The sequence below is a fragment of the Sphingomonas piscis genome (assembly GCF_011300455.1).
Taxonomy (GTDB): Bacteria; Pseudomonadota; Alphaproteobacteria; order Sphingomonadales; family Sphingomonadaceae; genus Sphingomicrobium; species Sphingomicrobium piscis.
On record NZ_CP049869.1, the window covers coordinates 1,108,326 to 1,130,121 of the forward strand.

The window sequence follows — 21,796 nt, forward strand, 5'->3', positions numbered from 1 at the left end:
CAGAGCTTCACAGCATTGTCAACGCGGCGTCATATTTTGACGCTCGTATTGGTTTCAGCGTTGCAACAATGACGCGGGAACCTCCGGATAGGAATCGAGCACGGAACCGAGGGCTTGCCGGAGTGGGCCGAGATAATCTGAATATGGCTGCCACTCCTCCATGGCCGCCTTGTAGATGGGCTGCCGGACCTGTTCGGAGCTTGCCGTCCGCACCGGCCGCTCGGTCTCGTAGAAGGAGAGGCAGGCTGGATCGAACTCGAGCCCGCAATAAGCAAGCAGGCGCCGAACCTCAGCTTCTGTGTCAGTAACCATCCGTTCGTAGATCACCCGGTGGACTCGACCCGGGACGGCGGCGTCCACATGCGCCATCAGCCGAACGTAATCGCGGTAGTACTGGCCAACGTCTTCAAGATCGTACGTGAAGTCCTGCCCGCGCGCGAAATGCTGACGGTAGTTGGACATGCAGCAGCCCAGCGGATGCCGACGCGCGTCGATGATCTTCGCATTCGGCAGCACGAGCTGAATGAATGGCACGAACAGCCAGTTGTTAGGTAACTTGTCGACAAAATAGGGCCGGTGCGTTCGCCGCTGAACGGACGCGCGCTGCAGATATTCCTCTCCAGCGAGCCGACTCTGGTTCGCCGTGAGTGTCGTCGACGCCGCGGGGTAGGAGCCCTGCTCCCGGGCAATTACCGGCAGATCGGGCAGTTCCGACGTGCCCTCGACCAAAGGGTGGGAGGACAGGATCTGCTCGATTAACGTCGATCCGGCGCGCGGCATGCCGACGATGAAAATCGGGTCGGCCTTTTCGCAACCGCCCTCCCGGTTCAGCAGCTCTGGAGTAAGTAGCTCCAGACATTTGTCGACGGTTCGCGTGAGATCGCCAGAGCGGAAGGGCTGCCTTTGCCGGCGGAGCGCATTTCCGCGCTGGTAATGGGCAAATGCATCGTCGGCACGGCGCCGGTCGTGCATCGCCTTGCCCAGGGCGAACTCCAGGTGAAAGCGATCCTCTTCGCTGATCCCGTCATAGGCGAGTGCCGTTTGCATCGCCTCGATATCCTTGTCGTCGAAACGGATGGTCTTGAGGTTCGCAAGGCTCCACCACGCCTCTCCAAGTTCCGGCTTCAACTCGATTGCGCGGCGATAAGCCTCCACGCCCTCGGTTTGGCGGCCCAAGGTCTTCAGCATATGGCCGTAGCTCAACCAAACCCTCGGCTGCCCCGGCGCTCGCTCAAGAACTTCTTCATAGATGCGGATAGCCTCATTGAAATCGCCGAGCCGTCCCAGTGTTGCCGCCTTGAGATTGAGGTGGCCGATGGCATCCGGCTCTTCTTCGAAAACGACATCCAGGAGGTCCATAGCCTCGGCAGGACGTCCCATTCGGCTCAGCACCAGCGCCAGGTTGGCTCTTGCCGCCGTGAAATTCGGCGCAATTTCAATGGCCCGGCGCAACAACGTCTCTGCATCGCGCATGCGTCCGATCCGAGCCGCCAACTCCGCAAGCATCCGGATCGCGCGAACGTCGAACGGTCGCTCTTTGAGGTGAGGCTTCAGCAAACGTTCCGCGGCGTCCAAGCGGTTCTCGTGAAGGGCCAGCGCAGCCTCGATGAGCCGTGGATGCCAATGTTGCGAACCAGAAGATGCGGCCTTCACAGTTCGGAGTTTAAACGCGACATGGCGATTGCGCCAACTACGCGTTCCACTTTGCGATCGACGATCGCCTGCCGGGCCAATGGAACACGGTCTAAAAAGAGGACAATCGATCGCAGCTCCCACGATATCTGAGGGCGCACTAGCTTAAGATTGATGAGCGTACCGAGACGGAAGGCACGCGCCGTCTGCGGACTGTCCGCTTACGTCGGCGTTCGACGATCAGGCGCCGCGACCGTCTTGGCTTTCGACCGCGACATCGTGCATCGCCACGGCAGCGAGCACGAGGACTCCGGCACCAATCGCCATTGTCCAGAGAGGCTGGTCCGGAAAGAGCGCCTTCATCAGCGAACCCATGATCGTGGCCACTAGCAACTGCGGAATCACGACGAATACGTTGAACAGACCCATGTAGATGCCCAGCTTCTGCTGGGGCAAAGCGGAAGCGAGAATGGCATAGGGCGTCGCAAGGATCGATGCCCAAGCCACGCCGATGCCCACTTCGCTGAGGAGCAGCAAGTACGGATCGCGAATGACGAGGAAGCTGGCAAACCCTGCCGCGCCTGCGAGCAGACACACGACGTGCGTCCGGGCCATTCCGATCTTGCGGGAAAGCAGTGGCAGCAGAATAAGCGCAGCGATAGCAGCGATGCCGTTATACACGGCAAAAAGGATGCCGACCCAGTTGGCCGCTTCTTGGTAAACCGCGCTTCCGGGATCGCTGTTCCCGTAAACGGCGGATGCGACCACCGGCGTCGTGTAGATCCACATGATGAACAAGGCTGACCAGCTGAAGAACTGGACAACCGACAGCCGCTTCATCACCGATGGCATGCCGGCGAAGTCGCCGACAATCTGACTGAGCATGTTCGACCGTGCACCGTGGCGCGCAAGCATGACCGCAACACCGCTCAGCACCCCGTAAAGTGCCAGCAGCATCGCCAAGAGATAAAGTTCCTTCTCGAGCTGCAAGGTCAGGACCGCGGCTAGAACAGCGACACCAGCGGCAATCCACGAGAAAGGAGCGATGAGCGACTTGCCTGCGAGGCTCGCCACCGCGTCATCATCCGTTGCGGAATCGACCTCGAACGTGGCCATTTGCGCGGGCGAATATTCGCGCGTGGTCAGGATGGTCCATAGCACCGAGAGAAACAGCGCCGCGCCGCCGAACCAGAAGCTGTAGCGAACCGTGTCGGGAATTCCGCCCCCACGTCGGCATTGGACACGCCGAGCGAATCAAGCGCCCACGGGAATGCCGAACCTATGACGGCGCCTGCGCCGATAAAGGCTGTCTGTACTGCATAGCCGGTCGCATGCTGATCCTTGCGCAGCATGTCGCCGACGAATGCCCGAAACGGCTCCATCGAGATGTTGAGGCTTGCGTCCAGCGTCCAGAGAAGAAGGGCCGACACCAGCAGGAGGTCGGACAATGGCATCAGAAACAGGGATAAGGCCGCGAGCACTGCCCCCGCCAAAAAATAGGGGCGACGCCGCCCGAGACGGCCGAGCCAGGTGCGATCCGACATATAGCCGACGATCGGCTGCACCAGCAGGCCGGTCAGCGGCGCCGCGATCCACAAGGCGGGCAGGTCGTCGAGACTTGATCCAAGCGATTGAAAGATCCGGCTCATGTTCGCGTTCTGCAGCGCGAAGCCGATCTGGATGCCGAAGAAGCCAAAGGAAATGTTCCACAAGCCGGACAGCGGCTGCCGCGGCTTACCCATGGCCGAATGATCGTTCATGCATCGTCCCCAAGCGGGCGGCTCTAACGGCCGCTCTTCCGGTCAGGCTGGCAGAAGCTCCGAGGCGCGGCAATGCCGACGTCCTGATTGCATACGAATACAGATCAGGCGCTTGCCGATGATTCCCGGATCACCAGACGCACGGGCAGAAGGGTCCCGCCCACCTCTTTGCCGTCGATCGATCGGAGCAGAACGTCGACAAGGGCCTCACCGGCACCCCGTGCATCCTGACGCATGGTGCTGAGCGGCGGACTTGAAAGGCTGGCTGCGGGAATGTCGTCGAAGCCGATGATGGCGACCTCATCCGGGATCTTTTTGCCTAAACTCTGAAGCGCATGCATGGCACCGATTGCTGCCATATCGCTTGCAGCGAAGATGGCGTCGAAGGCCACTCCACGAGCGAGCAGATCGGCCACCGCAGCCCGGCCGTCGGCTTCTTCCGGCTCGGCATCGGCCCGTAAGGCGACGTCGGCATCCAGGCCGTAGGCAGAAAGGGCGCGGCAATATCCCCGCCACCGATCCAGCAGTTCCGGGTAAGCGGACGTTGCGGTGCCGATAAACGCAATCCGCTTCCGGCCCTGGGCAATCAGATGTTCGGTAGCGTCGAAACCGCCTTGTTCATTGTCGGAGCAGATGGTGGGTCCGATGCTCGACTTGTCGGCGGATCCCCAGCGAACGAAGTGAGTCTCCCGCTCTAGTAAGGCGAGTAGCTTCGGCCGGTGCTCGCGATAATCGCCGTAACCAAGAAGAATGATCCCGTCCGCCTTTCGGCTATCTTCATAGTCGACGTGCCAGTCGGACGAGAGTTGCTGAAAGGAGATCAGCAGGTCATATCCTCGTTGCGCGCAGCAACGCACCATCGGCCCCAGCATTGAAAGGTAGAAGGGGTTGATTGCTGCGCCGTCCGACGACGGTTCCTCGAAGAACAACAGGGCCAGGGTTTTGGAATGCTGCCGGCGTAGGCTCGAAGCATTCTTGTCGACCTTGTAGTTGAGCTGCTCCGCTGCCGCGAGCACGCGCGCCCGGGTATCCGCGCTGACTGAGTGATTGCCCGACAAGGCGCGCGACACCGTTGGCTGGGAAACACCTGCCAGTGCTGCAATGTCGAATGAGGTCGGCCGCCTCTGCATGATCCGTGAAAGCTAGAGTGCCTGCATACGTATGTATAGCGGCGACGGCGCGGCTTCGGCTCCACCGCATAAGTTCTGAATACGTATGTAGCTTCACCTACCTTCTCTTCCGAACCATCCGGCAGCTGATAATCAAGAAGGAATATAGCAGAGGGCCGCAAAGGCCCCTGATCGCCCGCTGTCTTGCGGGTAAGGAGGGGAGAATAGAATGCTTCGACTGTCGACGCGCGCTCATATCACCGGCGCCGTAAGTCCTTTCGCACTTGGGGTTGCGCTGATCGTCGGGGCCGCCCCGGCGCATGCCCAAGACACGGCTCAGGAAACCGCAACCTCTGTCGGCCCCTCCACCGATGGCACGCCCTCCGACGCGGCCGGCGTGGAGGCCGCGCCACCCGTGACGGAGGGCGCTGACCTGGTCGTCACCGGCATCCGCGCGTCACTGGCCCAATCCGAACGGATCAAGAAGAACAATGCCGTCATCGTCGAGGCAATCTCGGCCGAAGACATCGGCAAGCTTCCGGACGTGTCGATCGCGGACTCGTTGGCGCGGCTTCCCGGCGTAACGGCCCAGCGGCTCGAAGGGCGCGACCAGCGCCTGTCCATCCGCGGACTTGGACCGGACTTCGGCACCACGCTTCTGAACGGACGGGAGCAGGTTACCGTCGGCGACAATCGCGGCGTGGAATACGATCAGTACCCGTCCGAATTCTTCCGCAACGTGATCGTCTACAAGTCGGCAAACGCCGGCGTGGTGCCAGCGGGCATCTCCGGCACCGTGGACCTTAGAATGCTGCGCCCGTTGAAGGAGAAACCGACGCTAGCGGTGCAGCTTCGCGGCCAGCTAAACAGCCAGGACAAGCTAAACCCCGAAGGCAAGCGCGTCGGCCATCGAGCGTCGGCAACATGGGTGCAGCAATTCGCCCAGGATACGGTCGGCGTCGCTCTAGGGTTTTCGACGACGCGCTCTCCCACGCAGAACGAGCGTTACAACAGCTGGGGGTTCCCCGCTGAAGCGACGGTCGGCGGGAACTTCATCATCGGCGGTGCCAAGCCATACGTGCAGTCGAGCATTCTCGACCGAACAGGCGTCGTTGGTACCATCGAGGTGCAGCCGAACGATCGGCTCCACATCACCCTCGACGGCCTTTATTCCAAGTTCAAGGAAACGCAGTACCTGCGTGGCATCGAGTTCCCGATCGCACCCGCATGGGGCAGCGCCGCGACGATTGCTCCGGGTTACACCGTTGAAGATGGTCTGGTCACGGACGCGACGGTCTCGGGCGTTGTCGGCGTCGTTCGCAACGACTTTAACCGTCGCAAGGCCAACAATTACTCACTTGGCGCAAACGTCGTCTACGCATTGACCGAAGGGCTGAACCTCACGGTCGACGGCAGCTGGTCGAATACTGAGCGCACCGACTTCCTGCTCGAGAATTACAGCGGCACGGGGTACAATCTGTCTGGTGCACGCGACACGCTGAACATCAGCCTAGGCGATGACAACCGCTACCAGATCGTGCCGACGCTGAGCTACACCAATCCCGCCAATTTCGTCCTGACCGACCCGCGCGGCTGGGGCTACAACGGCACAGCGACGGTTGTTCAATCGGGCTTCCTCAACCGCCCGGACTTCCAGGACGACCTCAAGGCGCTACGGACAAGCCTCGACGGCCAGATCGGCGGCGGGTTCCTGAGCAAGTGGGAAGTCGGTGCCATCTTCTCGCGGCGCAGCAAGGACAGCCGGTACAAGAGCTATTTCCTGTGCCCGAAGGATCCAAATCCCAGCTGCACCCTCACCAGCGGTCAGGCTCTGTCGGCCCCAATTCCGAGCGAGGCCGTCAACGGCACCGTTCCGCTCGACTACTTGGGTGTTCCGGGCATGCTCGCGCTGGATCCGCTCTATCTTTACCGCAACTCCTACGATCGCGAGTTCGACAACCGTCCGGACTCGCTGGCTCGGGACTATAATGTGACGGAAAAGGTACTGACCGGTTATGCGGCGCTGACCATCGACACCGAGCTTGGTGCCATGCCTCTCGGCGGAACCGTCGGCGTTCAGGTGGTGCGGACCAACCAATCGTCAAGCGGACGGTTGGCGAACCTCGCAACCATCGGCGGCGTGCCCACCGTTACCCTGACCGATGCCGAGCAGTCGCACCGCTACACCGACGTGCTGCCTAGCCTAGCGTTGTCGTTGGAAGCCACCGAAGGGCTGTTCATCAAGGCGGGCGCGTCGAAGACGATGGTTCGCCCGCGCATGGATCAGGAGCGGATCACCCAGAACGTCTCGATCGACTTCTCGCGGCTGAGCGGCACCACCGCCGCCAACAGCGCGTTCAGCTCGACCGGCGGCAACCCGGCACTGGAGCCCTACCGATCCCGCAATCTCGACCTCAGCATCGAAAATTACTTCCGCAAGGGTGGCTACCTCGCGCTGACCGCCTTTCGGAAGAAGCTGACCGATTTCGTCGATCCCAACAATGCGGCCGTCTACGACTTCGCTGACCTCGCGGCCAATCTCCCGGCGGTAATTCGTGCCCAGATCGGCACCACGCAGGGTCGCCTTGGGTTCCCGGCCAACACGGGCCGCGGTTACATTCGCGGGCAGGAATTGTCGCTCTCCATGCCCTTCGCCAACTTCAGCTCGGTGCTGGACGGTTTCGGCATTTTCAGCAGCGTCAGCCGCGTGAAGAGCCGGGTCCGGTTCGCCAACTCGCCGGATGCGATCACCATTCCCGGCCTGTCGAAATGGGTTGGAACCGCAGAAGGCTATTACGAGAAGAACGGCTTCCAGGCGCGGGTGAGCTACCGCTACCGTTCCAAGTTCCTGGCGGAGATCGCCGGTCTTTCAGCCAACCCGGAATTCCGGACCGCACGGCCGGAAGGCATTCTCGACGCACAGATCGGCTATGAATTCCAGCCCGGCTCAGCCCTGGAGGGCCTGTCGATCTTGGCGCAGGGCAAGAACCTGACCGACCGTCCCTTCGTCACGTACGAGCTTGGGGATAGCCGGTTCGTGCGGGACTATCAGCGCTACGGCCGCGACTTCTACTTGGGCATTGCCTACAAGTTTTAAGTGTTGGCCATGAGGACAGGCGAGCCTCCTCCCCATTCGTGGCTCGCCTGTCCCCTTTTCTCCCGGGTGTCCATGTGAGTGACCGCGACTTCCATACCCGCATCACCATCGTCGGCGGCGGCACGGCCGGCTGGATGGCGGCGGCCGTGCTCGCCCCGCTGACGCAGGACGGCTACCGCATTTGCCTCGTCGAAAGCGACGAGATCGGAACGGTCGGGGTCGGCGAAGCAACCATCCCGCAGATCAATCTCTTTAATCAGGCCCTAGGGATCGACGAGGACGAGTTCCTGCGGGCAACCGGCGGCACCTTCAAGCTTGGCATCGAGTTCGTAGACTGGGGCCGTATCGGCGACCGCTACATGCATGCGTTCGGCGACGTCGGGCGCGACATCGGCATCGTGCCTTTCCAGCATTACTGGACGCGGGCAAGAAAGCTTGGCGTCGGCAAGGATCTTCGCGCCTACGCCCTGAACGAACTGGCTGCACGCGCCGGCAAGATGCAGCGGGGCAAGTTGCGGACCACCGACAAACTGCCGCCGATGCCGTACGCGTTCCACTTCGACGCGGGCCTCTACGCAGCCTTCCTGCGACACATAGCGGAAGCGCGGGGAGTGATCCGCATCGAAGGCAAGATCGTCTCCGCTGAGCTCGAAGGCGAGAGCGGAAATGTCGGCTCGGTCTCGCTCGACGATGGGCGCTCGATCGAGGGCGACCTATTCCTCGACTGCTCGGGCTTCCGGGGTCTGCTGATCGAAGGGCAGCTTAAGACGGGTTTCGAAGATTGGAGTCGCTGGCTCCCCTGCGACCGTGCACTGGCGGCTCCGTCGAGTCACGGCGCGGAAGGTCTCATCCCGTATACAAGGGCAACGGCCCGGCCCGCGGGATGGCAGTGGCGAATTCCGCTGCAACATCGCGTCGGCAACGGCTACGTCTACGCCTCCGCCTTCACCAGCGATGCCCATGCCGAACAGCTGCTTCTGGCGAACCTCGATGGTGCGCCGCAGGCCGATCCGCGCCCGCTTAGCTTCACCGCCGGACGCCGCCGCAAGTTCTGGAACCGCAACGTCATCGCCCTTGGCCTTGCCTCCGGTTTTCTCGAGCCGTTGGAATCGACCAGCATTCATCTCGTCCAGTCGAGCCTGCAGCGTCTGCTAGAGTTGCTGCCGCGCGGCACGGAAAGCGACGTCGAGCGGGCGGAGTTCAACCGCCAGACTGCCGCGGAATATGAGCGTGTCCGGGATTTCCTGATCCTCCACTACAAATTGACCGAGCGTGACGACAGCGAGTTCTGGCGCGCCTGCCGGGACATGGCCGTGCCCGACGCGGTGCAGCACAAAGTCGATCTGTTTCGCGGTGCCGGTCATATCGTCCGGGACGAGCAGGACTTGTTTGCCGAGGTCGCGTGGCTCCAGGTCATGGTCGGACAAGGCATCGTCCCGGAACGAAATCACCCCATGGCCGACAGTGTATCGGAGGCAGATCTGCAGTCCTATCTCGACACATGGGAGGCTTTGCTCTCTCGCGAAGTGCGCCAGATGCCTGCGCATCAGGACATCATCGCGCAACGATGCGCCGCGGTTGCTGCATGAGCCTGCGCCGTACGCTCCTCGGCCTAGTGGCGGCCTGCACTGCCGCAACATCACCGGCACAGGATTTCCGGCAGCGGCCCCCGCAGGACGAAGTCATCTATTTCCTGCTTCCGGACCGGTTCGAAAATGGTGACAACCGTAACGATCGCGGCGGCTTGCGCGGTGACCGGCTCGCGACAGGCTTCGACCCCACGCACAAGGGTTTCTATCATGGTGGCGATCTTCGCGGGTTGATCAAGCGCCTGGACTACATCCAGGGCCTTGGAGTCACGGCCATTTGGTTTGCGCCGATATTCAAGAACAAGCCGGTTCAGGGCGGGCCGGGCACCTACAGCGCCGGCTACCACGGTTACTGGGTGACCGACTTCACCCAGGTTGACCCGCACTTCGGCACCAATGCCGAATTCAAGGCCTTCGTCGACGCCGCCCATGCGCGCGGGATGAAGGTCTACATGGACATTATCACGAACCACACGGCGGACGTGATCCAGTTGGCCGAGTGCGAAGGCAAAGCCTGCCCATATCGCAGCATTGCCGATTACCCGTACCAGCGGCGGGGCGGCGTCGGTGGCACGCCGATCAACCCCGGCTTCGCGGGCGAAGACGTTCGCACCGATGAGAACTTCGCGAAGCTCACCGACCCCAATTACGCTTATACCGTGCGCATACCTGCAACGGAGCGAAGCGTAAAAGTCCCGTCCTGGCTGAACGACGCGATCTACTATCGCAATCGCGGCGACAGCAGCTTCTCGGGCGAGTCCATGACGCGCGGCGACTTCATTGGCCTCGACGACATCATGACTGACAATCCGCGTGTGGTGCGCGGATTCATCGAGATCTTTGGATCGTGGATCGACCGCTTCGGCATCGACGGCTTCCGCATCGACACTGCCCGCCACGTGAACCCGGAATTCTGGCAGGCCTTCGTTCCAACGATGCTGGAGCGGGCCAAGGCAAAGGGCATCCCGAACTTCCACATCTTCGGGGAGGTTGCGGACGACGATTTCCAGCCCGGCCGGCTCGCCCTTCACACACGCAACGACAGGTTTCCGGCAGTGCTGGACTTCGCCTTCAAGCAAGCGGTCATGCGCTCGGTCGCCGGAAACGAGCCGACCGAGATCTGGCGCACCTTTTTCGCGCAGGACGTCTTGTACGAAGGGGGTGCCCAGGCGGCGACACAACTTCCAACTTTTCTCGGCAATCACGATCAGGGACGCTTCGGTTATCACCTCCGCAAGGCTTTCCCCGGTGCGTCGGACGAGGAGCAACTCGCGCGGATGAAGCTCGCCAATGTGCTGCTGTTCACGGCCCGAGGCGTTCCGACCATCTACTACGGCGACGAACAAGGGTTCGCCGGCGACGGGATCGACCAGGACGCGCGCGAGGACATGTTCCCCTCCCGCACCGCCGTTTACAATGACAACCGCCTGATCGCTTCAACCGCAACCACGGCGCAGAGCAACTTCGACACCTCGGCTCCCTTTACCGCTTTACGGCTACGCTTGCGCAGATGCGCAAAGGTGCGCCCGCGCTTCGGCACGGGGCGACACGGCTTCGAGCTGTGGGGGACAAGCCGGGGCTTCTGGCCTTCTCGCGTCTGCTCGACGGCAATGAGGTACTGGTGGCAGTGAATACGTCGGCCGTGCCGCTGGAGCGAAACCTTGTCGTAGAGGTCGGGTCGACGAAGTTCGATACGCTGCTTGGGCAGTGCCCGGCTGCCGCAAGCGCGCCCGGCAGTGTCCGCATCAGCCTGCCGGCCTTCGGTTATGCAGTCTGCAATGCTCGCTAAGGAATTGCAGCATCGCGTCATGGCGGACGCGACGCAACCCTGGTGGCGCGGTGCGGCCATCTACCAGATCTATCCGCGCAGCTTTGCCGACTCGAATGGCGATGGCGTGGGAGACCTGCCCGGGATCACCGAACGCCTGGACTATGTTGCCGGGCTCGGCGTCGATGCAGTGTGGCTGTCGCCCTTTTTCAAGTCTCCTATGCGCGACTTCGGCTACGACGTCGCCGATTATTGCGACGTGGATGCAATCTTCGGCACGATTGCGGACTTCCGGGCGCTGGTGGACCGCGCTCATGCCCTCGGGCTCAGGCTGCTTATCGACCAGGTCTACTCCCACAGTTCCGATCAGCATCCCTGGTTCAAGGACAGCCGGCTCAGCCGCGATGCCGAACGGGCGGACTGGTACGTCTGGGCGGACGCAAAGGAGGACGGCAGCCCGCCCAACAATTGGCAGTCGGTGTTCGGTGGCCCGGCATGGACCTGGGATGCGCGGCGGGGACAATATTACCTGCACAACTTCCTGCCGGAACAGCCGGACCTGAACCTCCACAATCCGCAGGTGCAGGACGCTATCCTTTCGGTCGCGCGCTTCTGGTTCGATCAGGGTGTGGACGGCTTTCGCCTGGATGCGATCAACTTCACGATGCACGACCCGCAACTACGCGACAATCCGCCTGCACCATCAGGCGGCAAACGCACGCGTCCGTTCGATTTCCAACAGCATATCTACAACCAGTCGCACCCCGCCATCCCTTCGTTCATCGAGCGGCTGCGTGCATTGGCGGACAGCTACGGGGACCGCTTCCTCCTCGCGGAGGTCGGAGGTGCAAATGCCCTCACGGAGATGCAGGAATATACGGCCGGCTCGGGACGGCTGCACAGCGCTTACAGCTTCGACTTCCTGTACGCCGATGAACTCACGCCGGAGCTCGTCGCTCAGGCAAGCCAATCCTGGCCTCAGGACGACGAGGTCGGTTGGCCGAGCTGGGCGTTCGAGAATCACGACGCGCCACGCGCATTGTCGCGCTGGGTCGGACCGGAACATCGCGAACGCTTTGCCCGATTGAAGATGCTTCTGCTCGCATGCTTGCGCGGCTCCATTATCATCTACCAGGGCGAAGAGCTTGGACTGACGCAGGTCGACGTGCCCTTCGACCAATTGCGAGATCCGGAGGCTATTCGTAACTGGCCGCTGACGCTCGCACGGGACGGCGCGCGAACTCCCGTTCCATGGGATAGCCAGGCTGCGAATTTGGGTTTCACCCAGGGTAAGCCATGGCTGCCGGTCGGCCCCGACCACGCCCCCCTGTCCGTCGACCTTCAGGCTCGGGATGGGACATCCTTGCTGAGCTTCACCCGACAAGTAATTGCAATGCGCAACTCGCTTTCGGCACTGAGAACGGGCGCGCTGCGGATCAAGCGCGCTGACAACATTCTACTCAGTTTTGAGCGCTCGGACGGGCGTACAACCTACGATTGCTGCTTCAACATCTCCGATCAGGCTGTCGAATGGTCCGCAGACGGAAAGGTCTTGATTGCCACAGGGTCTGCGGAACGTGGCCTGCTTGGTCCATTCTCTGCTGCGGTGGTCGAGCGAACGTCGTAAACAATGCCCCTTGAGTTCAGGCAGCAAAGCTGACTGCCACATGCTCGCTTTCATCAGGACTTGACTGTGCATACCCCTGAACTGGTTACGTCCTCTCCGGCGTGCCGGTTGCGCCTAATCCTGATGAGCGGACAAAAAGGCATGGACGTTGTGGTGGCGGAGAGGGTGTCCTCCCAACTAGCGTTCCTGTGCGACCGTCGGTGTTAGGTGAAATAGCTAGTTAACCGTCGATATCAGATGGCTTAGGCATATTCCTGTCCCGCTCTGTCCGATTGCGTTCCCATAAAACCGGCGTATTATCGGGGAGCGAATTTGGGAACGGAGAGCTTAGCCTTGCCCCGCAAACTCAGTAACGCGCTGACACCTTTGGCAGTTAAGAATGCGAAGCCCGGACGTCACGCGGACGGGGGCGGATTGCACTTGCTGGTGAAAGAAAGCGGCGCACGGTCTTGGGTTTACCGTTTCATGCTCAAGGGAAAGTCGCGCGACATTGGTTTAGGCGCGGCTGGACAAGGCGGAATTGCCCTCGCGGACGCCCGGACGGCGCGCGATGCCCTGCGGTTGAAGGTGAAGGCTGGGATTGATCCCCTGGAGGAACGCGAGCGGAAAGCCTCAGAGGCGGTTGCAGCGGCCCATGCGGCACATATAGCCGAGATGACGTTCAAGGGCGTTGCGGAGGCATTTATCGCCACACACGAGGCAAGCTGGCGCAACGACAAGCACCGACAGCAATGGCGAAACACACTGGCAAACTACGTCTATCCAGTCATAGGCGAATTGCCGGTTGCCGAGGTTGCCACAGCGCATGTCCTGAAGATTCTTGAGCCGATCTGGCAAGACAAGCCTGAAACGGCCAGCCGCATCCGGGGGCGGATTGAAACCGTACTCGATGCCGCGAAGGCGCGCGGATACCGGGAGGGAGAGAACCCGGCTCGATGGCGCGGTCATATCGCGCAAATCCTCCCGCCCCGTTCGCGGCTAACGCGCGGCCATCACAAGGCTATGCCCTATGACGCAATCCCGGCGTTCATGGCCCAGGTGCGGGAGCGGCAAGCGATGGCTGCGCTTGCGTTGGAATTTGTTGTTCTCACGGCCACGCGTACCAGCGAAGTGCTTGGGGCGACTTGGGCCGAAGTCGATCTGGAGAAGGCAATCTGGACGGTGCCAGCGTCCCGCATGAAGGCCGGACGGGAACATCGCATTCCCTTGTCGCCGCGCGCCATCGAGATTTTGGAGGCCGTAAAGCCGCTAGGCAAAGTGAACTTGTTTCCAGGCGACAGAGGCGGAAAACTATCTCCGATGGCAATGTCCATGCTGCTCCGCCGCATGAAGCAGGGCGTTACTGTGCACGGCTTCCGTTCGGGCTTTCGTGATTGGGCAGCCGAATGCACCGGCTATGCCCATGAAGTCTGCGAGATGGCGCTCGCCCATGTCATCGGCAACAAAGCCGAGGCGGCCTACCGGCGTGGCGATCTGTTTGACAAGCGGCGGCGGCTCATGGCCGATTGGGCCACCTTTTGCGCTGGCGCCGGAGGGGCAAATGTCCTCGTTTCGTCGCTTCGGACTGCCGCGTGAGTACGGAGAAGGTCACAAGCGCCGGCTGGCCTGATCCTACGGATTGGGCAAACCGCCTCCATCAAACACTGGAGACAATAGGAACCGATTACCAAGCAGAATCTTGGGCAGTCGCTGATGATCCGGAAGCCTTTCGGGGACTTAACCTGAAGCAAGCCCGCGCAGCTGAGGCTCTTATCGCGGTCAATGCCGCTCTCAGGGAATTGCCGCAATTTCGAAAATCAAAAGGCGCTGCCATCCTTCACGATGTTGCCGGCGCACTTCGAGACGTAGTTATGGGTGGTTCGCCACGCCTATTCCAGTCCGTAAGGCCAGGTGGGCCAGGTGGCGACGGCGTTCAACGTAATTACGTGAAGGTCTGGGTCGTCACTGCTGTTCGCTTCCTGATGCAAGCCCATCAGCTCCCTACAAGGAAAGCGACGGAACTGGTCGCCAACATATTTGCGTCAGCGGGAGCTAAGGGCCGGAAGGGCAACGCCCTTAGCGCGTCCACCGTAAATGATTGGTGCATGAAGGCTCACCCGCTTTCGGACAACGTCGATGAGGTCAGGATCGACAGGGAAGCTCAGGCGAACTTGGAGTCATACAAGTCTTCACCTGATTGGCCTGGGAGTTACGACGAAACTGTAACGTGGATTGAAGCGATAGCGAACGACCCGCTGTTGGCTTCGAAATACGGTTAACCTCCCTAATTCCGCTGCCGAATACATGGTGATGCCAGTGCGTCCGCAATCATCGCGGCAAAGCAGCACAGGGAACACCCATGACAAAGTCATACGGCACCTTACCCGAAGCCGTGCAGTACTCGGGATTGTCGCGCACTTCGATTTATGAAGCGCTTCGGCGCGGCGACTTGAAAGCTAGAAAAGCCGGGCGACGCACACTTATCTCATTTGCCGAGCTCGAAGCGTACCTGGGTAGCCTCCCGTCTTATCAGGCAGGAGCGTGAGCGATGGCGACACATATGCAAAACCCCGGCTGGCGGGCCGGGGCTTCGCGCGATCTGCTTTGTGTGGGCTGGTCGCACTACAACTCTACCTTATCCGGTCAAAGGGCGCAAATTCTAGCGCGGTATTTTCGTCTCTCACCCTGGCTTGCACAGGATGTCGCACGCCTATGTTTCGGGGAGGCTGACAATGACTGAGCGTTCATACCCCGACCACCGGCGAGCGGCACTTGCGCTGCTCGAACGTAATTACCGGCTGAGCCGAAAAGGCGGGCAGTTCCTCGGCCAATTAGCCGTGGATCCTACGCCCATGAGTCAGGCGCAAGCCGATTGGCTCAGCAAGTTATTGGATCGCGCGGGCCTTCCTCCTTTGGCAGAGAAAGGTCGAGCATGAGCACCTATCCCGAGGCGCCGGGACACCGGAACGTTCAAACTTCGATTGCCGCTGCCGATGCGCTTGCACCAAAACTGGGGCGACTCCAGCGCTTGGCACAACTCGCGATCCGCGATGCTGGCGCAAACGGGCTAACCGCCGATGAGCTGGCGTCATGGCTTGGTATGGACCGCTGGGAAATGCGTCCCCGCACCAGCGAGTTAAGGCGTAAGGGTCTCATTCGCGACAGCGGCCAGCGTCGACGAAATTGTACCGGCAAGCTGGCCATCGTCTGGATAGCTGTTTGATCTCAGCCGCTGTGTCCAAACCGCACCTTATCCTAAGGCGTGGCGGCCCATTGAAACTTCACCGGGAGGCAACTTTCGGTGAAGTTTCAAACGACCCTCTACAGCTAGGATCAACCGCAATTCCCTCCATTCGGGAAGATGGCACAGAGCTTGCCATTAGTTACCTAAATCCTGGTGTGGCAGCCCTTTCTACCTGCACCACGGGCAGGGGCGGCGCGCGCAATTACTCAAATCGGGAAAGCCATGCGCTGACAGCTGCTCAAGTTAGCAATCTTAAGGCCGCTGAGCGCCACGCCGACAAAATTGGACTGCCGTTCACCCGTATGATTTCGATTCACTGGCAGGCCGCTGGAGTGCCGCTTGCGGGCATGGTTAAGGCGACCGGCCGGTTTACCGATCTGCTGGCGAAGGCGCTGGCCCGCCATGGCAGCAGCACCGCGTGGCTTTGGGTGCAGGAAAACGTTCCGGGCGTAAGTCAGAACAAAGGAGGGCACTGTCATCTACTGGCCCATGTGCCAGCCAATCTCGTGCCCCTTGTCACGGGGCTGCAACGCGGCTGGCTTCGTCGGATTACTCGGCAGCCTTACACGGCGCGTGTGATCCACAGTAAGCCGATTGGCGGGCGCCTTGGGCTGGAGGCCGGTAATCCGGATCTCCACGCCGCCAATCTTGAAGCGGCACTTGCCTACATGGTGAAAGGGGCAAGTTATGAAGCTGCTTTACAATTTAATCTGCGGCGGCTGGACCCGGGCGGGCTGGTCATCGGCAAGCGCTGCAGCACTTCACAAAACATCGGCGCGAAGGCGCGCATGGCAGAGGATTAACGATGTCTAGTCGCAAATCTCCCGGTAACGACATGAAGCCGAACAATGCTCTAAAAGTGGAGCAGACCACGAAAGAAACTGGAGCTCAGGCGATGGCGCGCAAGCTGCTCCAGCCGACGTTGAAAAACGCAGCTGCAGCATCAGCATTCACTGGCAAGATGCTAGGTAGCGATTTGGAATTGCCGGGGATTGGCGACTATGCAGACCACGTTCATTTAGCTTCACGTGAGGCAGCCAACGGCAACCTCATCCCGGCTAGTGAAATCCTCGCTGCTCAGGCGATCACACTCGACAGCATGTTCGCCGAATTAGCCCGACGCGCCGCGCTCAATATGGGCGAGTACATCAACGCTGCCGAACGTTACGGTCGTTTAGCAATTAAGGCGCAGAGTAACTGCCGTGCAACACTGGAGGCGCTGGCGAAACTGCACCAGCCGCGCGAGCAAACTGTGCGGCACGTTCATGTAAATGAAGGGGCACAAGCAGTCATTGCCGACCGATTCTACAATCAGCATAGGGGGCATCAAGTTGCAGAAGCAGTCAAACAACCCCATGCAGCCGGAACCAGCGGACCTGGCGGCAGCCCCACGGTGCTTAGCCATGACGCGAGCTGCGACCCCTTGCAAAGCTCCGGCAATCAAGGGTGCAAAGCGATGCCGAATGCACGGCGGCAAAGGTAGTGGCGCCCCTCAAGGTAACCGCAATGCACGAAAGCATGGGGCGCGATCTTCTGAAACATTGAGAGCTGAACGTCATCTGAGACTAATGACCCAGATGCTCTCTAATCTATGATGGGCGAAGTTGTGTGACCGAAGGGCCAAGGAACCCATTTATATACAAGCCCCAGCTTGGGCTGGCGCCACCAGCAAAGATGCCCGGGGTCAACGAGCCGTGTTGGTGCGGCTCAGGTGTGAAATATAAAAAGTGTCATCGCGACCGAGAATCTAAAGCTGAAGCAAACCCGTTTGCTGACAGCGCTAAAATGCGAACAGCTTCAAAAAAGGGAAGGTGCTTGCACCCTGATAGTGGCGGAGGGCACTGCGGTTCAACCGCGATTGGCTCTCACACTGTTCAAAAGAACGGCGGCCTCAAAGCCATTGCCGAGGAAGGGCATGTTCTCACAACTTTCGTGGGATTTGAAGATATTCAGAAGGCAAATGGAGCGCCAGAGCCGAAGAGGATGGGCGTAAATGACGCTTCGACATTCCCAGGTTTTTGCAACAAGCACGATACCGAACTGTTTGCGCCAATTGAAGGATCGTCGCTGAACTTGGGCCCCAAGGAAGCGTTTCTGTTTCTCTACCGCTCTCACTGCTTAGAGTTGGCTCGTAAGCGGGTCGTCGTCGGCCATTTGCCGACGTTCAAGAAAATGGACTCTGGGAAGCCGATGCAGGCGCAATTCGCAATTCAAGACGGAATGAGAGCTTACGAGCAAGGATTACTGCTGAGCCTTACCTCAATGGAGGCAGAGAAAAATGACATGGACGGTGCGCTTCTCAGCGAGAATTGGGCTGACGTTCATTATTGCCAGGTTGAGTTCGACGGCCTGTTGCCGCTGACTACCACGTGCGGCTTCTACCCGGAATTTGACTGGGACGGTAATGATCTCCAGGACCTTTCCGATCTGAGCCAGCCCGGTCTTCCACTTAGTTTCACGATCACCAGCTTCGAGGGTTACTCCTCAGCAATACTTGTCTGGCGAGGGCCGCAAGATGATTTAAGGAAGCAGTTTGTCACTTCGTTTCTAGGCGTGTCAGACGCGGAGAAAGCGGGCCGAATTGCCGCTTTCGCATTCGAAGTTTCAGAGAACACGCAGATCAAACCCAGCTGGTGGGTCGGGCTTCCCTCAAGCGTACGAGAACGGTTGATAGCCAAGACCGCGCACGGAACGATAGTTGCTCAGCCTGAGGCATCCGCGATGAAGGACGTTGCCCCACTTACGAGCCCCTTAGCTGTGAAGAGCGTGCTCACGTCGTGGGCGTAAGTTCCAGCCCAGCGACCCCTCGTTACCTACAGCAAACTTGGTGTTACGCGATCGGCTCCGGACGTTCGCATGAAAGAAGAGTATCAGCGTTCATAAGTGCGCTTCTAAATCAAAGTTCTATGTTCTTAAGGCGGTCCTTTGGGATGAAAGCTAGGTATTGATTCCGGTCACGCTTCAGTTCTCGGTAGAGTGACTGAACTGCGCTAAAGGACGCTGCCTTGCCAAAAATCTGATCGGCATGAGGGATTAGATCCTCGCGCGCCCCCTCCTTCAGGAGATGCGGGGACTTGGCTAGGAGCCAGCCCCGGAAAAGATACATTGGAATTGTAAGCTGCTGGTATGTTCGGCCGTAGTCTTCGATTGCGGCAAGAAGCGTCATGTTGGTCAATTCAGGATCGAACCCTTCAATCACTTTGTCCGGATCGATATCAGCGTGCTTCGAAAAATTGTAATTTTGACGAAGCAGCGCTCTCCAAGTTTTGAGCATTTCAGGGCGAACCATGGCCTCTAGTAGCTCAAGAAATGTTTGCTCTTGGCGTGCAGCGGCTACCCCACGCAGCACGTCGACCGCAGCCCACGCAAGCACGTGGGAAGCGACCGCCGATCCCTCTTCCAGAATAATCTCGATGCTGGACTCGATTTCCTCACGAACGACTTTCCTTCGCGTTAGCTCGATCATACCAGTCTCCATCGTCTGAGCGCTGCCGCGCGTGTTCCGATCCGCTAAGTAAGAGCAGACCATAATGGTTCATCCGAATAGTCTCAGGGCCGCACTTCCCGATGCAGAGGCTGTACTCTCGCTGCCCGTACCGGAATTAGCGGGGATATTGCTCTGCACCATAGCGATGCGACCGGAGCGGCTTTGCTCAATCAGCAACTTCAGTGAAGAATTAAAACATTGGCCTGACCTGCCCCGCAGTCAGTGGCCAGCTGCTTCTCTAGCCATCGCCGAGGCATGGGCGTGGCTTCAAACAAATGGCTGCCTGGTTCAGAGTCCATCTCAGCCGCCTGGTAGCGAGTACATGGAGGTTACTCGGCTTGGTCGAAAGATCGCCACCGAGGGTGGGTTCGAGAAATATGCAGTGGCATCACTTCTGCCGAAGCCGCTGCTACATAATAGATTAGTCGCGACCGCGTGGCCGACGTTCATAAGAGCAGATTATGACACCGCCGTGTTTCAGGCGTTCAAAGAGGTTGAGGTCGCCGTGAGAGCAGCAGCGGGGCTGGATGATAAGATCATAGGGGTCAGTCTGATGCGCGCGGCTTTTGATAAGTCCTCGGGCCCATTGACCGACTTCTCAGCTCAGGAAGCTGAGCGCGAAGCGCTCGCTCACCTTTTTGCGGGCGCAATAGGTTCATATAAAAACCCGCACAGCCATCGAACCGTTCTCATAGAAGACCCAGTTGAAGCCGCCGAAATGCTCCTCTTGGCAAGCCACTTACTAAGGATCGTCGAGTACCGCGATCCTGATCGGCGCCCTGCCAAAGATTGAGACACGGTATGGAGCACCTAACACCCTTGCTAGCGGGCGCGTCTTCGGGGAACGGTTTTGGTAACAGAAGCTCAGTAGAGGAAGTTTCTATTCAATAGCAAAGGTGATTGGCGGAGAGGGTGGGATTCGAACCCACGGTACGGTTGCCCGCACGCCGCATTTCGAGTGCGGTGCTTTCGACCACTCAGCCACCTCTCCGCGAGGCTCTTGGGACTATGCGGCAGCCGCGCGCCCTTGGTCGGTGCGGGCCTCTAGCAGCGCCGCTTGCCCTTGCCTAGAGGCGCCTTGTCTTCATCGGCGCCGCTTGCCCTTGGCGCCGGCTGCACTAGATTGCACCCATGATCGACGTTGAACGTTCCTTATCCATGGCCCACTCTACCGCGTCCGCCCTGCCCATCCCGAGTGCCCGTTTCGGCATCGGCGACGTTGTCCGCCATCGCCTGCTCGACTTTCGCGGGGTCATCTTCGACGTGGATCCGGAATTTGCGAACAGCCAGGAATGGTACGACGCCATTCCCGAGGAGCTTCGCCCCTCCAAGGATCAGCCGTTCTACCATCTGCTCGCCGACAATGATGAGCAAAGCTATATCGCTTACGTCAGCCAGCAGAACCTGGTCGCCGACGACAGCGAGGAGCCGATCGACCACCCGGCGGTCGAAAGCCTGTTCCACGCCTTCGATCACGGGAAGTATCATTTGCGGCCGGAACACCGGCATTGAGCCTTCGCGGTTGACACCCGCGCACTCGTCCCATAGGCGGCACGCTTTCCGCGCGTGAGCCTTGGCTTTCGCGCCGCACGGGCGCGGAAAACCGGATTCGATAAAGAAGAGAAGAGCCAATGTTCGCAGTCGTGCGCACGGGCGGCAAGCAATACCGCGTTGCCCCTGGAGACAAGATCGTCGTTGAGAAACTGGACGGTGAAGCCGGTCAGCGGATCGACATTACCGATGTCCTGCTCGCAGGCGAAGGGTCGGACCTCAAGTCGGTCGATGGCCTGACCGTTGCGGCGGAGATCGTCGCGCAGGCGAAGGGCGAAAAGGTCGTCATCTTCAAGAAGCGCCGTCGCCACAACTACCGCCGCAAGAAGGGCCATCGTCAGCAGCACACGATCCTGAAGATCGTCGCGATCGGCGATCAGAAGTCGGACGGTGGCAGCAAGCAGGCGAAGGCGCCCAAGAAGGCGGCTCAGCCGGAGGCACTCGGCGACTCGTCGGACACCACTTCCGCCCGCGGCCAGACCGATGTTGGCACCACCGCCAACCCGGCACCCGAGGCAATCAAGCCGAAGAAGGCTGCGCCCAAGAAGGCCAAAGCCCCGTCGACAAACGACGACGCTTCTGCTAACGGCGCCGGCGAAACGGCTGAATAAGCCCAACATTCCAGATACAAGAGTTTAGGTCATGGCACATAAGAAAGCAGGCGGCTCGTCCCGCAACGGTCGCGACTCCGAGTCGAAGCGCCTGGGCGTAAAGCTGTTCGGCGGCCAGTCGGCACGCGCCGGCAATATCATCGTTCGTCAGCGCGGGACCAAATGGCACCCGGGCGACAACGTCGGCATTGGCAAGGATCACACCCTTTTCGCGCTTACCGACGGTGCGGTCGCATTCCGCGACGGCAAGCTTGGCCGCAAGTACGTGCATATTATGCCGGTACAAGCAGCCGAAGCGGCAGAATAGGAACGGTTATAAAGGAGCCGTTCCCACGAGGGGCG

Annotated in this window: 17 protein-coding genes, 1 tRNA gene and 3 pseudogenes; 16 read left to right on the forward strand and 5 right to left on the reverse strand. The window is 60.0% G+C overall.

The window, feature by feature from the left end; translation table 11 throughout:
- Nucleotides 1–54 precede the first annotated feature (54 nt).
- The 3 genes and pseudogenes from G7077_RS05425 to G7077_RS05435 form a co-directional block, all read right to left on the reverse strand.
- Nucleotides 55–1,608 (reverse strand): tetratricopeptide repeat-containing sulfotransferase family protein, encoded by a 1,554-nt coding sequence (locus G7077_RS05425; protein ID WP_166412341.1) that lies wholly within the window; start codon nucleotides 1,606–1,608, stop codon nucleotides 55–57.
- Between the two features lie 264 nt (nucleotides 1,609–1,872).
- Nucleotides 1,873–3,374 (reverse strand): annotated as a pseudogene (locus G7077_RS05430) (MFS transporter).
- 122 nt (nucleotides 3,375–3,496) lie between these two features.
- Nucleotides 3,497–4,522, reverse strand: a complete 1,026-nt coding sequence (locus G7077_RS05435) for a LacI family DNA-binding transcriptional regulator (protein ID WP_166410824.1) — start codon at nucleotides 4,520–4,522, stop codon at nucleotides 3,497–3,499.
- Nucleotides 4,523–4,730: 208 nt separating this feature from the next.
- Here G7077_RS05435 and G7077_RS05440 point away from each other — a divergent pair, with 208 nt between their 5' ends.
- The 12 genes and pseudogenes from G7077_RS05440 to G7077_RS05490 all read left to right on the forward strand — a co-directional run bounded on the left by G7077_RS05440 (nucleotide 4,731) and on the right by G7077_RS05490 (nucleotide 18,592).
- Nucleotides 4,731–7,598: a TonB-dependent receptor gene (locus G7077_RS05440; protein WP_166410825.1), complete on the forward strand. Its 2,868-nt coding sequence runs from the start codon at nucleotides 4,731–4,733 to the stop codon at nucleotides 7,596–7,598.
- Between the two features lie 134 nt (nucleotides 7,599–7,732).
- The gene (locus G7077_RS05445) at nucleotides 7,733–9,187 is read left to right on the forward strand and encodes a tryptophan halogenase family protein (protein WP_246167497.1); all 1,455 of its coding nucleotides are present in this window, start codon (nucleotides 7,733–7,735) and stop codon (nucleotides 9,185–9,187) included.
- A pseudogene (locus G7077_RS05450) lies at nucleotides 9,184–10,976 on the forward strand (alpha-amylase family glycosyl hydrolase). Before G7077_RS05445 ends, G7077_RS05450 begins: the two are co-directional and overlap by 4 nt.
- 19 nt (nucleotides 10,977–10,995) lie before the next feature.
- On the forward strand, nucleotides 10,996–12,582 hold the full coding sequence (locus G7077_RS05455) for an alpha-amylase family glycosyl hydrolase (RefSeq protein WP_166412342.1): 1,587 nt from the start codon (nucleotides 10,996–10,998) through the stop codon (nucleotides 12,580–12,582).
- Between the two features lie 366 nt (nucleotides 12,583–12,948).
- A complete protein-coding gene (locus G7077_RS05460; protein WP_246167500.1) occupies nucleotides 12,949–14,157 on the forward strand; it encodes a tyrosine-type recombinase/integrase in 1,209 nt (402 codons plus the stop codon).
- A complete protein-coding gene (locus G7077_RS05465; RefSeq protein ID WP_166410828.1) occupies nucleotides 14,154–14,840 on the forward strand; it encodes a hypothetical protein in 687 nt (228 codons plus the stop codon). The genes G7077_RS05460 and G7077_RS05465 overlap by 4 nt, the downstream gene beginning before the upstream one ends.
- Nucleotides 14,841–14,920: 80 nt before the next feature.
- Complete coding sequence (locus G7077_RS05470) at nucleotides 14,921–15,106, forward strand: helix-turn-helix domain-containing protein (RefSeq protein ID WP_166410829.1); 186 nt, start codon at nucleotides 14,921–14,923, stop codon at nucleotides 15,104–15,106.
- A 387-nt stretch (nucleotides 15,107–15,493) separates the two neighbouring features.
- Nucleotides 15,494–15,784, forward strand: a complete 291-nt coding sequence (locus G7077_RS05475; protein ID WP_166410830.1) for a hypothetical protein — start codon at nucleotides 15,494–15,496, stop codon at nucleotides 15,782–15,784.
- 50 nt (nucleotides 15,785–15,834) lie between these two features.
- Nucleotides 15,835–16,608: a hypothetical protein gene (locus G7077_RS05480; protein ID WP_166410831.1), complete on the forward strand. Its 774-nt coding sequence runs from the start codon at nucleotides 15,835–15,837 to the stop codon at nucleotides 16,606–16,608.
- Between the two features lie 2 nt (nucleotides 16,609–16,610).
- Entirely contained in the window at nucleotides 16,611–17,288 is a 678-nt protein-coding gene (locus tag G7077_RS05485) for a hypothetical protein (protein WP_206367701.1), read from the forward strand.
- Nucleotides 17,209–17,400 (forward strand): HGGxSTG domain-containing protein, encoded by a 192-nt coding sequence (locus G7077_RS14500; protein WP_425505307.1) that lies wholly within the window; start codon nucleotides 17,209–17,211, stop codon nucleotides 17,398–17,400. The genes G7077_RS05485 and G7077_RS14500 overlap by 80 nt, the downstream gene beginning before the upstream one ends.
- Before the next feature lie 118 nt (nucleotides 17,401–17,518).
- Complete coding sequence (locus G7077_RS05490) at nucleotides 17,519–18,592, forward strand: hypothetical protein (RefSeq protein WP_246167416.1); 1,074 nt, start codon at nucleotides 17,519–17,521, stop codon at nucleotides 18,590–18,592.
- 109 nt (nucleotides 18,593–18,701) lie between these two features.
- Here the strand turns inward: G7077_RS05490 and G7077_RS05495 are convergent, their stop codons facing one another.
- The gene (locus G7077_RS05495; protein ID WP_166410833.1) at nucleotides 18,702–19,271 is read right to left on the reverse strand and encodes a hypothetical protein; all 570 of its coding nucleotides are present in this window, start codon (nucleotides 19,269–19,271) and stop codon (nucleotides 18,702–18,704) included.
- A 64-nt stretch (nucleotides 19,272–19,335) separates the two neighbouring features.
- Between G7077_RS05495 and G7077_RS05500 the strand changes: the two genes are divergently transcribed.
- Nucleotides 19,336–20,085 carry a TIGR02391 family protein gene (locus tag G7077_RS05500; protein ID WP_166410834.1) on the forward strand — a complete coding sequence of 250 codons (750 nt, stop codon included), beginning with the start codon at nucleotides 19,336–19,338 and terminating at the stop codon, nucleotides 20,083–20,085.
- Between the two features lie 108 nt (nucleotides 20,086–20,193).
- Here the strand turns inward: G7077_RS05500 and G7077_RS05505 are convergent.
- A tRNA-Ser gene (locus G7077_RS05505) sits at nucleotides 20,194–20,283 on the reverse strand.
- Nucleotides 20,284–20,423: 140 nt separating this feature from the next.
- Between G7077_RS05505 and hspQ the strand changes: the two genes are divergently transcribed.
- The 3 genes and pseudogenes from hspQ to rpmA all read left to right on the forward strand — a co-directional run bounded on the left by hspQ (nucleotide 20,424) and on the right by rpmA (nucleotide 21,761).
- Nucleotides 20,424–20,804 (forward strand): heat shock protein HspQ, encoded by a 381-nt coding sequence (hspQ, locus tag G7077_RS05510; protein ID WP_425505308.1) that lies wholly within the window; start codon nucleotides 20,424–20,426, stop codon nucleotides 20,802–20,804.
- A gap of 119 nt (nucleotides 20,805–20,923) precedes the next feature.
- A pseudogene (gene rplU, locus G7077_RS14400) lies at nucleotides 20,924–21,268 on the forward strand (50S ribosomal protein L21); the annotation flags it as partial.
- A gap of 217 nt (nucleotides 21,269–21,485) precedes the next feature.
- Nucleotides 21,486–21,761 carry a 50S ribosomal protein L27 gene (rpmA, locus tag G7077_RS05520; protein WP_166410836.1) on the forward strand — a complete coding sequence of 92 codons (276 nt, stop codon included), beginning with the start codon at nucleotides 21,486–21,488 and terminating at the stop codon, nucleotides 21,759–21,761.
- The last annotated feature ends 35 nt before the right edge of the window (nucleotides 21,762–21,796 follow it).